This is a genomic window from Sphingomonas oligophenolica, from assembly GCF_039522915.1.
Taxonomy (GTDB): Bacteria; Pseudomonadota; Alphaproteobacteria; order Sphingomonadales; family Sphingomonadaceae; genus Sphingomonas; species Sphingomonas oligophenolica.
Map to the genome: position 1 here is coordinate 22,584 of NZ_BAAAEH010000059.1, position 12,397 is coordinate 34,980.

A 12,397-nucleotide genomic window follows, 5' to 3' on the forward strand; every position below is an offset into this window, starting at 1 on the left:
CGGATGATGGTCTGTGTCGATCGTCCCGCGGCTGGCGGGCGTGTCCTGCAACTGGCGCCGATCGGTCCCTTGGCCGATCGGCTCCTTGCCGAGCAATTTGATACCGTGCGCGCGTGGGAGTCCGGGAATGGTGCGCTGACGCAATCCGATCTCGCATCGATCACCATGGTTTCCACCACGGTTCGTCACGGCTGTGGATCGGCGCAGATCGCGGCGCTCCCCGCGCTGCGGGCGATCAGCAGTTGGGGCGCGGGTTATGACACGATCGCAATCGATGCCGCCGCCGCCCGCGGCATCGCGGTCGCGAACACACCGGACGTGCTGAATGATTGCGTGGCGGATCTTGCGTGGGGATTGCTGATTGCCACGGCGCGCCGGATCGGCGCCGCCGATCGTTACGTGCGGGCCGGACAATGGACGAAGCTGGGCGGATTTCCATTGACGACGAAAGTGTCGGGAAAGCGGCTCGGCATCATCGGATTGGGGCGGATCGGTGCTGCGATCGCGAGGCGCGCGAACGGGTTTTCGATGGAGGTTCGCTATCATGGCAGAACGCCCAAGCCGACCAGCTACGGCTTCGAACCGTCATTGACCGCGCTGGCCGCCTGGGCCGATTTCCTCGTGGTGGCGTGTGGCGGTGGCCCCGATACTTATCATCTGGTGTCCGCCGATGTGTTGCAGGCGCTCGGCCCAGGAGGCATCCTGATCAATATCGGTCGAGGCTCGGTCGTCGATCAGGCTGCCTTGATTGCCGCGCTCGACAAAGGCCGTATCGCGGGCGGCGGGTTCGACGTGCTGGAGGGGGAGCCTGGTGCGCCGCTGGCGCTGCGTGAACGCGACAACGTCGTTCTCACGCCGCACTATGGCAGCGCGACCACCGAAACCCGTGCGGCGATGGAGCAACTGGTGGTCGACAATCTTCTGCACTTCGCGCGTCATGGCGAAATGCTGACCCCGGTCCGCATCGGGCCTCGCACAGCGTGACCAGCGCGGGGGCAGGTCCTGGGGCTGAAGGCACGCTGTGCCAAGCGGGCCGGGAATCTCAAGCATGGAGTGCCACCATTTTCGGTCTGGCTGAGAAATTCGCAACCAAATTCCAAAGGCTATCCGGCATAATCCGCCTGCGCCGAGCATTCGCGGAAGACTCCGGGTCCCGGAGTGGAATGGGTCGTCAGGCGGTCATCGGATCGTTGAAGGGATGGCGGCCGCGCCGTTCCGGTTATGGGGCGGTCATGCCGGTAGGGAGAGCAGGGTGAGCCTCGCATGGAGAGAAGTTACCGACGGCCTGTCCTTTCCCGAAGGGCCGATTGCGTTGCAGGACGGCTCGGTCATCGTGGTGGAGATCGAACGGGGTTGCCTGACGCGGATATCGCCCTCCGGTGAAAAGCGTCTCGTCGCACAATTGGGGGGCGGGCCGAACGGCGCCGCGATCGGACCCGATGGCCAATGCTATGTGTGCAACAATGGTGGCTTCGAGTGGCATCGCGAGGCGGATGGCTATCTGCGGATCGTCGGGCGCGCATCCGATTATCGTACCGGCCGGATCGAGCGTGTCGATCTCGACACGGGCGCGGTCACGCTTCTGTACGATTCCTGCGATGGCGTGGCGCTGAAGGGGCCCAATGACATCGTTTTCGATCGGTCCGGCGGCTTTTGGTTCACGGACATGGGAAAGACCTATGGCCGCCAGATGGATCGCGGAGCGGTCTATTATGCGCGCCTTGACGGGTCCCTCATCAAGGAAGCGATCTTTCCGATCCTGACGCCCAACGGCGTAGCGCTCTCGCCCGATGACAAGACCCTGTATGTCTCCGAGACGGAGACCAGCCGGCTCTGGAGCTTCGAGATCGTCGGTGAGGGGGAGGTGGTGAAACTGTCCTGGCCTTCGCCAAACGGGGGCCGCCTCCTTCACGGTCTGCCCGGCTATCAGCGGTTTGATTCCATGGCAGTCGAAGCATGCGGAAACATCTGCGTTGGAACGCTGGTGCGCGGTGGGATCAGCGTTATCTCGCCGGCCGGGGAACTGGTCGAGTTCCACGACGGGCCGGAGCTTTTCTGCACCAACATCTGCTTCGGCGGCATCGGCATGCGGACTGCGTTCGTCACGTTGTCGGGAACGGGCCGGCTGATGGCGGTCGACTGGCCACGGCCGGGGCAACCACTTCACGATCCGCTGACGGCGCGGCCTTGAGGGCCGCGCGGCGGAAGCAATTTTTGAACACTTATGGAAGCGGGGCTTATGACTATGCGATATAATGTGCGAATTGCGGCGCCAGCGCGCATGGCCCTCATCTGCGCCGCCCTGTCAGCCGCGCTCTCGCCGGCTTGTGCACGGGCGCAGCAGCTACGGCCTGATCAGCAGCGCTTCCGTGCGCTGTATCAGCAGATGATCGAGACCGACACGTCGATCACGACCGGCAGCTGCACGGAGCTTTCCGACAAGATCGAGGCTCAGGCACGTCAGGCAGGCTTCGGGTCGAGCGAGATCACGCGCTATGGGGTGCCCGATCATCCCAAGGAAGGCGGCATCGTCATTATCCTCCCGGGCACCTCGAAGACGCTGAAGCCTCTGCTGCTGATGGGCCATATTGATGTTGTTGCGGCCAAGCGCGAGGACTGGACTCGCGATCCGTACAAGCTGATCGAGGAAGACGGGTATTTTTACGGCCGCGGCACGACCGACATGAAGGCGATGGACGCGATCTGGCTCGATGCGATGATCCGATTCAAGGAGCAGGGATACAAGCCGAAGCGGACCATCAAGGTGGCCTTCACCTGCGGCGAGGAGACGAGCTGGGCGTTCAACGGCAATGCCTGGCTGACCAAGAACCGGCCCGATCTGGTCGATGCGGCTTTCGCGCTGAACGAGGGCGGGATCGCGCATACCGATGCCTCTGGCAAGCTTGGCATCGCCACCATCCAGGTCGGCGAGAAGACCGTTGAAAACTATCAGCTCGAAACCTTCAATGCCGGCGGCCACAGCTCGGTGCCGGTCCGCGACAATGCGATCTACCAGCTCTCCGAGGCATTGCTGAAGATCCGCGATTACGAGTTTCCGATCCAGTTCAACGACGTGACGCGGACATATTTCGCTAAGGCAGGCGCTATCCAGGGTGGTGAAGTCGGCCAGGCGATGGTCGCAATCGCCAAGGACCCGCAAGACAGGGCCGCGGCTGCGATCGTTGATCGTGACCGGTCGTTGCACGCGATGCTGCGCACGACGTGCGTGGCGACGCTGCAGGAAGGCGGCCATGCCAACAATGCGTTGCCTCAGCACGCCAAGGCGACGGTCAATTGTCGAGTGCTGCCGGGCTCGGACGGCGCGCAGGTGCTGGCGACCTTGACCCAGGTGATCGGCGATTCTGCCGTCAAGATCACGCGCGACCCGCCAAAGGGGCCGACCGCCAAGCAGCCGCCGCTCGATCCCGCCGTGATCGCGCCGATCGTGAAAGTGATGGCCAAATATTATCCCGGCGTTCCCGTGCTTCCCTCGATGTTGACTGCGGGCACCGACGACATCTTTCTCGAGGCGATCGGCATTCCCTGCTACGGCGTTCCCGGGATCATCACTGATGCCGACCTCAACCACATTCACGGCCTCAATGAGAAGATGTCGGTGAAGGCGCTTTATACGGGGCGCGATCTGCTGACCGATTTGATCAAGGCTTATGCTGGATGAGTCGCCGGCGATCACCTGGCAGTATGAGAAAGCGATGTCGGGGTGGGAGAAACATCAGCCTGGGGCATCTCGCGCATGGCCGGGGGCAATGCGACATGACTGTCCAGGCAAAACGTACTGGCGGCGATCTTAGTCATCGCTGAAACGGGAACACGAAATCACCTATGATCGATCGAGAAAAATTCATCGGCTATGAAACACCGGCGATCACCGTCGATGTCGAAAAGGGGCAGCTCGTGGCGTTTGCGAAGGCAACCGGGAACGACGACCCGATCTATTCCGACGAGGAGGCGGCCCGGGCGGCCGGGCACCCTACCATTCCGGCGCCCCCGACGTTCGCCTTCGTCCTCAATTCGCTTGCGCGGGCCAAGGCTGGCCCGGCTGGGAATTACATGGCGGTGCTTGGCGTCAAGGTGGGCGGCTTCCTGCATGGCGAACAGGCATTCGAATATCACAAGACGATCTATGCCGGTGACGGCATCACCATGAAAACCAAGGTCGTGGACATTTACGACAAGAAAAACGGCGCGATGGAGTTCGTCGTCACGACCGTCGACGCCGTGAACCAGCATGGCGAACTCTGCGTTCGTCAACGCTGCAATCTCGTCGTGCGAAACTGAGGTGCAAGGGATGCAGGATCTTACCTTTGATCAGGTCGCGATCGGGGACGGATTGCCCGAGTTCATCACCGCGCCGATTTCGCGAACCACCCTTGCCCTTTATGCCGGGGCGTCGGCGGATCATAATCCGCTGCACATCGACAGCGATTTCGCGAAGAGCGCCGGCATGACCGACGTATTCGCCCATGGCATGCTTTCCATGGCGTACCTCGCCCAGTTGCTGACACGCTGGGTAAGGCAGGAGCAGATCATCTCCTGGCGCGTGCGCTTCCTGTCGATCACGCCCCTCCATGCACAGGTCGTGTGCAGCGGCGAGATCATCGAAAAGATAGCTGGCGAGAAACAGGTCAAGCTCGCGATCAAGGCGAAGATCAAGGACGGAGCGGACACGCTGGCAGGCGAAGCTCTCGTCCGGCTTCCATAGCTGTTCGCGCTATCAAATCGAATTCGGCGGGTGAAAAATCAAATAACTGCCCGCCGATAAATAGCTGTCTTGTGAGGATGTATGATTGAGGAATCGATCTCGACGATCGCGCGCGACAATCCCGATAAACCGGCGATCGTCATGGGAAGCAGCGGCCGGACCACGACGTTCGGCGACTTGGAACGGCGTTCCAACCAGAACGCCCATCTCATGCGGAGCCTGGGCATCGATGCCGGCGGCATCGCTGCCTTCTGCCTGGAAAATCGCCCCGAGATCATCGAACTCGCTTGGGGTGCGATGCGCGGGGGGATCGTCATCGTACCGATCTCGTCGAAGCTCACGGCGGTCGAAATCGATTACGTCGTCCGCAATAGCGGCGCTCGCTTGCTGGTGACGTCTCCCGGCATCGGCGACGCGTTCGGCAAGTTGCCGGAAGTGATTGGCGACATTCCTCTTTTCAGCGTCGGGGATGCGGACTCCGGGTTCCGATCATGGCGCGATGAGGCAGCGAAGCAGCCAGGCACGGCCATCATGCATGAGTCGCTGGGCGGGGAGATGCTCTATTCATCCGGCACGACCGGGCGACCGAAGGGCATTCGCTGGACGAATGCGTCGGCGCAATCCTCAAGGGCTCGCAGCACCTATGGCCTCTGCGAAGAGACGGTCCTGATTTTGCCCGCGCCCCTCTATCATTCGGCGCCGTTTCGCCTGGCGATCAATACCGTCTGCGCCGGGGGTACCGTCGTGGTCATGGAGCGGTTCGACCCGGAGCATGCGCTCTCCCTGATCGAGAGGTATCGAGCGACGCTCAGCCTTTGGGTGCCGACCCATTTCGTCCGCATGCTCAAGCTGCCGAAAGAGGTTCGCGATCGCTATGATGTTTCCTCGCTCCAACTGGCGGTCCACGCTGCCGCGCCGTGCCCGGTGCCGGTGAAGCACGCGATGATTGAATGGTTCGGCCCGATCATCTTCGAATATTTTGGCAGCACCGAGCAGACGACCATCACGTCGATCACGACGCCCGAATGGCTTCGGAAGCCCGGCTCGGTCGGCGCGGCGCGATATGGACGCGTCCATATCTGTGACGCGGACGGCAAGCCCGTTCCGGCCGGCACGATCGGCACCGTCTTTCATGAGGGTGGCCAGGACTTCATCTATCATGGCGACCCCGAAAAGACTGCCGCCGCGCGCAACGAACAGGGTTGGACCACGGTGGGTGACGTCGGATATCTCGACGAGGACGGGTATCTGTTTCTCACCGATCGCGGCGGGTTCATGATCATCACCGGGGGCGTGAACGTCTATCCGCAGGAAATCGAGAATCTGCTGGTCACTCATCCCAGGGTGGCCGACGCCGCCGTCATCGGGGTCCCCGATCTGGAGATGGGTGAAATCGTCACCGCCATAGTTCAACCGCTCGATATGAAGGACGCGACACCTGCCTTCGCCGAGGAACTGCGCGATTGGCTACGTGGTTCGCTGTCGGGCGTCAAAGTGCCCAAACGGATCGAGTTCGAGCCCGAACTGCCGCGCCTGCCGACTGGCAAGATGCAGAAATTCCTGCTTCGCGAACGATATGCACGCGTCCCGGCCTGACCGGGCCGGGCGGTGTCAGGCGTGCGAGCGCAGGCGCCGCCACTCAGCTTGCAGATCGTCGCGATGGGCAGGAGCCGCAATCGCGATCAACGCCTGGGCGCGCTCCTCGACGGACATGCCGGGAAGAGTGGCAGCGCCATATTCGGTGACGACCGTGTCGACATGATCGCGCGAGAGTGAGACGGTCGCCGAGGCGAGGCGAGGGACGATCCGGGATACGCTGCCCTCGCGTGCCGTCGCGGCCAGCGCGGTTATTCCCCGTCCGCCATGCGACGCCATTGCCGCCTGGGCGAAATCCAGCGCGCCGCCGATACCGCTGATCTGCCTGCCGTCGCGCCATTCGAGGTTGGCCTGGCCGAAAAGATCGACCTCGAGCGCGGAATTGATCGCGCAGAAGCGCTCGGTACAGCCCAATGCCGCAGCATTGTGTGTCGTTCCCACCGGGGCCAGTTGCAGATCGTCGCGGTTCGCGAGACGCTCGTAGAAAGCCGCATCGCCGATCGCTATGCCGGCGACATGGCTGTCGTCGGCACGGAGCGCGCCGGCGGCTTGAAGGGGCTCGATCCCGGCCGTCACCATCCCCGACGCGATCCGCAGGTCGCGATGCGCGGTGAGATGGCGCCAGGTCGCGCCCGGCGCGCCGCCTATTCCGAACTGAAGGGTCGCACTGTCGGGGATCAACGCCGCAACCGTGGCGGCGATTGTCTCCGTGACCGGCGTCGGCCGGTCCTCCTTGCCCGAAACCAGCGGCGATGCCCAGTCGCAGACCAGATCCGCATCGGCGAGCGCCAAGCTGGGGCCGCGTCGGAAGCGCGGCATGTCTGGATTGACGACCAGCACGCGGTGGCGCGCCGTCCGCCAGACATGGGGGGCGAAATCGGCGCTTATCCCGAGCGAGCACAAGCCGTTCTCGTCGGGTTCGGCGACATGGAACAAGGCGATGTCGAAGCGGCTTTCCTCCAGGAAGCGAGCGATGCCGCTATAGGGCAGGGGGACCACGCGGGTGTTGCCCGATGCTGCCGAGCCCTGAAACGCCGGCGGGAGCATGAAGGTCGTCAGCCGGGTCTCGGGGGCCAGTGCGGCGTAATCGAACCCGTTGAAGCCGGGCAGCAGGCACGATGTCAGGTCGGTCCCCTGCAGCCGTTGCGGGTCGGCGGCAAGCGCGTCTGCGAGCGCGAGGATTTCGCCCGATCCGCCGGGCAGATAGAGGCGTATGCCCGGTCGAAAAAGATCGAGAACGGCTCTCACGAACGGGTCAGAGCGTTCGAGCGATCAAGTCGAGCATCGTTTCGTTCGAGCCGCCGGCAATCTTGAGATAGCGGGCATCGTTATAAGCCCGTCCGATCAGATATTCGCGCATGAACCCGTAGCCGCCGTGCATCTGCAGGCATCCGTCGAGCACGGTCATCATCAATTCGGTCGATTGCTGCTTGGCCACTGCCGCTGTCGCAGCATCGAGCTTTCCATCCTTGACGAGAAGGATGCAACTATCGATGAACGCGCGTAAAACCTGCGTCTGCGCATGCCAATCGGCAAGCTTGAACCGGTTATGCTGCATGTCGAAGATCGTCGTGCCGAATGCCTTGCGCTCGCGGGTATAGGCAACAGTCCATTGGACTGCATATTCGCAGGTGGCGGTGGCGCGGATGGCCAGGCTCATCCTTTCCCAGGCGAGTTCGCGCATCAGGCATCGGAAGCCGCCGTCATAGTCGCCCAGCATGTTGTCGGCCGGGACGCGGACATCGTCGAAGAAGAGTTCGGACGTGTCCTGGCCGTGCAGCCCGATCTTCTTGAGGTTCCTCCCGCGCTTGAAACCGGGGCGATCTGCCTCCACCAGGAACAACGTGACGCCTTTGGCTCCTGCGGTGCGATCGGTCTTGGTGGCGACGACAATGAGATCCGCTGCCTGGCCGTTGGAAATGAAGACTTTCTGGCCGTTAATGACATAATCATCTCCGTCGCGGATCGCGCTGGTGCGGATCGCGGCGAGATCGGAGCCGCCGCCAGGCTCTGTCATGGCGATCGCGCCAATGGTCTCGCCGCGAGCCATGCGCGGCAGCCATCGCTGCTTCTGCGCCTCCGTCCCGTAGCGGACGAGATAGGGTGCGACGATTTCCGAATGCAGCATGAAATTGGGCGCCGTCAGGTTGGTCCGCGCCAATTCCTCGATCATGATTGTCGGATAGAGGCGATCCAGCCCCAGCCCGCCATATTCCGGCGGGGTGGTCATGCACAACAATCCCTCGCGGCCCGCGGCCAGCCACGCGCTGCGATCGACAAGGCGAGCTTCCTCCCACGCCTCGTGATGAGGCTCGATCTCGGCCTGGAGGAATTTGCGGACTGAGTCGCGAAACGCCTCGTGCTCGCCGTCGAACAGGGACCTCGGAATCATCGTTCTGGCCTTGTCAGTTCTGCATCCCGACGATGGCGATCGCGCAGACATTGAGGTTCGGATAGCCGCCGAGATTGTGCGACAGCGCGATCGAGGGCGGCGTGCTGCGCTGCCGCTCGCCGGCGCGGCCCAGCAGCTGCAGGTAATTTTCGTAGATCATGCGGATGCCCGATGCGCCGATGGGATGACCGAAGCATTTGAGGCCGCCGTCGATCTGGCACGGGATCCGGCCGTCGGCGTCGAACTTGCCGTCGAGAACGTCGCGGACGGCCTCGCCTTCCCGGCTGAGGCCCAGATCCTCCATCGTCACGAGCTCGGTGATCGAGAAGCAATCATGGACCTCGGTCAGGCTGATGTCGCTCTGGGGATTGACGATACCGGCTTCGCGATAGGCTCGGGCGGCCGCGATGCGGGTGGTGTGGAAATAGCTATAGTCCCAGCCGCTGCCCTCGGCTTCCCACCCGTTAGACGCCGCGATCTGCAGCGCCTTCACCGTTACGACATCCTTCTTGCCCAGCGCGCGGGCGATTTCCGGCGTCGTCACGATCGCACAGGCCGCGCCGTCCGACACACCGCAGCAGTCGAACAGGCCGAGCGGCTGGGCGATCATCGGCGCGTTGATCGCCTGTTCCTCGGTGATGATCTTGCGCAGATGCGCCTTGGGATTCTTCGCGCCATTGAGATGGCTCTTGACCGAGACGTGCGCCATTGCCCGCTTCAGGTCAGCAGGGGCGATGCGATGCTTGGCGCCATAGGCGGAGGCGATTTGAGCAAAGGCGCCGGGTGCGGTGCCGCTGGCGGCTGCGGCGTCGTTGAAAAGCCCGCGCGAATTGGCCGGTAGCCCGCCATAACCCGAGTCCTTCAGCTTCTCCATGCCGAGCGCGAAGGCGATATCGCAAGCGCCGCTTGCGACCGCATATGTGGCGCCCCGGAACGCCTCCGTGCCCGTCGCGCAGAAATTCTCGACGCGGGTGACCGGAATATTAGGCAGTCGCAACGCGACGGACATTGGGACTGCGGAATCCCCGACGACGGTGCGGGCGTGGCCGAACCAGCCGGCCTCAAGCTGCGACACGTCGATGCCTGCATCGGCCAGCGCTTCCTCGAACGCCTCGACCATCAACGCGGGGGCGTCCATGTCCCAACGCTCGCCGAAGCGCGAGCATCCCATGCCCAGAATGGCGACCCGGTCCTTGATACCACTAGCCATGCTTCGTCTCCCGATCAGGCTGCCGGCCGATAGTCCGGCACGGCCTTCCAGAAATAATGCTTGAAGCCGCGTTCGTCCTTGCGCTTCAGTCGGAACATCATCCGCACCGGCGCGCCGACCGCCATGCCTTCGGCATCAACGTCCGCGAAATCGGCCACGAACCGGCCGCCGCCGTCAAATTCGACCATGCCGTAGCAGGCCGGCGGCGCATCCGATGCCGCGAGATGGTCAGCCGTGAAGGTCACTACCCGCGCCGGCAGTTCCGCCAGCGGATAATCATCCTGCGTATCGACCATGCGGGCATTTTGCGCGACCGAGATGCGGGTTTTCGGAAACTGGACGGTCCCCGTCTCGCGGCATCGGCCGCCGACCAGGCCCAGCAGCGTCTTGCGCTCGCGATACAACAGCGACAACGGCATCTTGAGATCGAGTTCGCTGCGAAGCCCACCGTCCAGCGTGATCTCGCCGGTCCAATAGAGATATTTGACGTAATTGTCTTCGACGGCGCGGCGCTTCAGCCACCCTTGGACGCCGAGCGCTTGCCGCGCCTGCGTGACCCGCTCCGTTGCCCGGAAGGCGAGGATGTCGCAGCCCTGACCGAACGACACGACCAGGATGATCTCGCCGGGGCGGGCCTTTTCGATCGTGTCGGCCAGCAGCAGCAGGGGCTGTGCACAACCGGCATCGCCGATCACGTCCTGCAACGGATCGCAGACCGCCGGAGGGGCGATGCCGGCGGCCCTGGCCATGGCCTGGGCGATGCCGCGGACCGGTGACGGCATGACGAAATGGTCGACCGCAGCAGGATCGATGCCGAACTTCGCCAGCGCGGCGCCGATCGCGGCAGGCATGATCTTCGCATAGCCCTCGTCACGCACCCAGCGACTTTCCCATGCGACCGCGTAGCGACGATCGCTCGCCCGGAAGTGATCGACGAAATCGATCGACACGCTGTGGGAGCCCAGGAAATCGGCGAGCGTGTCACCGGTCCCGACGAGCACGGCCGCTGCCGCGTCGCCATTGACGAATTCCGCTTCCGAGGCCGGCTTGGCAATCGCATTCTCAGATGCCACGCACAAAACAGGCGCATTCCCCGCAGCGTCGAGGGCGACGATCAGCGCGGAAGTCCCTGCGCGTTGCGAGCCGGTCACGTCCAGCGTGCCTGTATCGTCATCCAGCGTGAGCGCTTCCTTGACCACGCCGGCGTTCTGGCGGTCGGCATAGGGAAAGGTCGTTGAGGCGAGCAGGACCTTGCCGATCGCCGCGCGATCGCCGCCGGCCATGCAGTCGCGCGCCGCTTCGACCGCCATGGTGATCGTATCTTCATCCCATGCGCAGAGCGCGCGTTCGCCCTTTCCCAGCGCCGCCAGCGCCGGGTTGAACCAGCTCACCGACCGCGCGACGGCAGCGCGTTGCAGCCGTAAGCGCGGTACATAGGCGCCCAGCGCCAGAATTCCGACCATCGATCAACCTCGTGTTTGCGACTTTTCCCGCCGACATGCCGGCGGCGAACGGCTTGCGGTCAGTACGACTCCCAAGCGATGACGTCGGCGCTCTTGGCGAGTTTGGGGAAACTTGGGCGCAGTGCCGGCATCAGAATCTCCGCGATGCTCTCGGGCGTCCACCCGTCGGACATCTGCATCGTCCGCAGGATGGTCGGGCGCGAATACAGGAACACTTCATTGTTGCGGACGCCGAACGTCTGGCCGCTGACGTTCCTGGCGTCGTCGGACATCAGATAGACGACCAGCGGTGCGATTTTTTCCGGCCCGAGCATTGCTTTCATGCGTTCCATCTTGATCCGGTGGGCTTCGTCCCGAATGGGGATGGTCTCCAGCAGGCGCGTCCAGGCGGTCGGCGCGATGCAATTCGAGCGCACCCCGAATTTCGCCATTTCAAGCGCGATCGAGTAGGACATCTGCACGATGCCCGCCTTGGCGGCGCTGTAGTTTGTCTGGCCGATATTGCCCAGCACGCCACTAGTGGACGTAAAGTGGACATAGGCGCCGGAGCCCTGCTCCTTGAAATAATTCGCTGCGGCGCGAGAGACGTAATAGCTGCCGTTGAGGTGAACCTGGATGACGTCGGTCCAGTCCTTGAGGCTCATCTTGTAAAACATCGCGTCGCGAAGGAAGCCGGCGTTGTTCACCACGCCGTCGATCCGGCCGAAATGCCTGACCGCGTCCTCGATGATCGAGGTGGCGCCTTCCGGCTCCATCACGCTGGCGGTGTTGGCAATCGCCGTGCCGCCGGCGGCGGTGATCTCATCGACGACGTCGCGGGCAGGGCCGGCATCTGCGTCATCACCGGATTCGGACGAACCCAGATCGTTCACCACGACCTTCGCCCCAGCGCTTGCGCATGCCAACGCAACGCTGCGTCCGACTCCGCGCCCGCCGCCGGTAACCGCAACCACCTTGCCCTCGAGCATTCCCATCCACCTTACCCTTTTCACAAAAGCGATTTCACCAGCCTA

General features: G+C 63.2%; 11 protein-coding genes. 6 read left to right on the plus strand and 5 right to left on the minus strand.

Features of this window, described 5'->3' with window-relative positions:
• Positions 1-3: 3 nt before the first annotated feature.
• The 6 genes from ABD050_RS25670 (at position 4) to ABD050_RS25695 (ending at position 6,319) form a co-directional block, all read left to right on the plus strand.
• Positions 4-984, plus strand: a complete 981-nt coding sequence (locus ABD050_RS25670) for a 2-hydroxyacid dehydrogenase (protein ID WP_343892397.1) — start codon at positions 4-6, stop codon at positions 982-984.
• 268 nt (positions 985-1,252) lie between these two features.
• Complete coding sequence (locus ABD050_RS25675; protein WP_343892398.1) at positions 1,253-2,191, plus strand: SMP-30/gluconolactonase/LRE family protein; 939 nt, start codon at positions 1,253-1,255, stop codon at positions 2,189-2,191.
• A 90-nt stretch (positions 2,192-2,281) separates the two neighbouring features.
• Positions 2,282-3,679, plus strand: a complete 1,398-nt coding sequence (locus ABD050_RS25680; RefSeq protein WP_343892399.1) for a M20/M25/M40 family metallo-hydrolase — start codon at positions 2,282-2,284, stop codon at positions 3,677-3,679.
• Positions 3,680-3,843: 164 nt separating this feature from the next.
• The gene (locus tag ABD050_RS25685; RefSeq protein WP_343892400.1) at positions 3,844-4,299 is read left to right on the plus strand and encodes a MaoC family dehydratase N-terminal domain-containing protein; all 456 of its coding nucleotides are present in this window, start codon (positions 3,844-3,846) and stop codon (positions 4,297-4,299) included.
• On the plus strand, positions 4,250-4,723 hold the full coding sequence (locus ABD050_RS25690; RefSeq protein WP_343892401.1) for a MaoC/PaaZ C-terminal domain-containing protein: 474 nt from the start codon (positions 4,250-4,252) through the stop codon (positions 4,721-4,723). The genes ABD050_RS25685 and ABD050_RS25690 overlap by 50 nt, the downstream gene beginning before the upstream one ends.
• A gap of 81 nt (positions 4,724-4,804) precedes the next feature.
• A complete protein-coding gene (locus ABD050_RS25695) occupies positions 4,805-6,319 on the plus strand; it encodes an acyl-CoA synthetase (protein WP_343892402.1) in 1,515 nt (504 codons plus the stop codon).
• Between the two features lie 15 nt (positions 6,320-6,334).
• Here ABD050_RS25695 and ABD050_RS25700 read toward each other — a convergent pair whose 3' ends face one another.
• Genes ABD050_RS25700 through ABD050_RS25720 form a run of 5 tightly spaced genes read right to left on the minus strand, consistent with a single transcriptional unit; the run spans position 6,335 to position 12,352 of the window.
• Positions 6,335-7,567: an acetyl-CoA hydrolase/transferase family protein gene (locus ABD050_RS25700; RefSeq protein ID WP_343892403.1), complete on the minus strand. Its 1,233-nt coding sequence runs from the start codon at positions 7,565-7,567 to the stop codon at positions 6,335-6,337.
• 7 nt (positions 7,568-7,574) lie between these two features.
• Complete coding sequence (locus tag ABD050_RS25705; protein ID WP_343892405.1) at positions 7,575-8,711, minus strand: acyl-CoA dehydrogenase family protein; 1,137 nt, start codon at positions 8,709-8,711, stop codon at positions 7,575-7,577.
• A gap of 13 nt (positions 8,712-8,724) precedes the next feature.
• Positions 8,725-9,921: an acetyl-CoA acetyltransferase gene (locus ABD050_RS25710; protein ID WP_343892406.1), complete on the minus strand. Its 1,197-nt coding sequence runs from the start codon at positions 9,919-9,921 to the stop codon at positions 8,725-8,727.
• Between the two features lie 14 nt (positions 9,922-9,935).
• Positions 9,936-11,384 (minus strand): hydroxymethylglutaryl-CoA synthase family protein, encoded by a 1,449-nt coding sequence (locus ABD050_RS25715; RefSeq protein WP_343892407.1) that lies wholly within the window; start codon positions 11,382-11,384, stop codon positions 9,936-9,938.
• Between the two features lie 59 nt (positions 11,385-11,443).
• Positions 11,444-12,352: an SDR family oxidoreductase gene (locus ABD050_RS25720; protein WP_343892408.1), complete on the minus strand. Its 909-nt coding sequence runs from the start codon at positions 12,350-12,352 to the stop codon at positions 11,444-11,446.
• Positions 12,353-12,397: the final 45 nt, after the last annotated feature.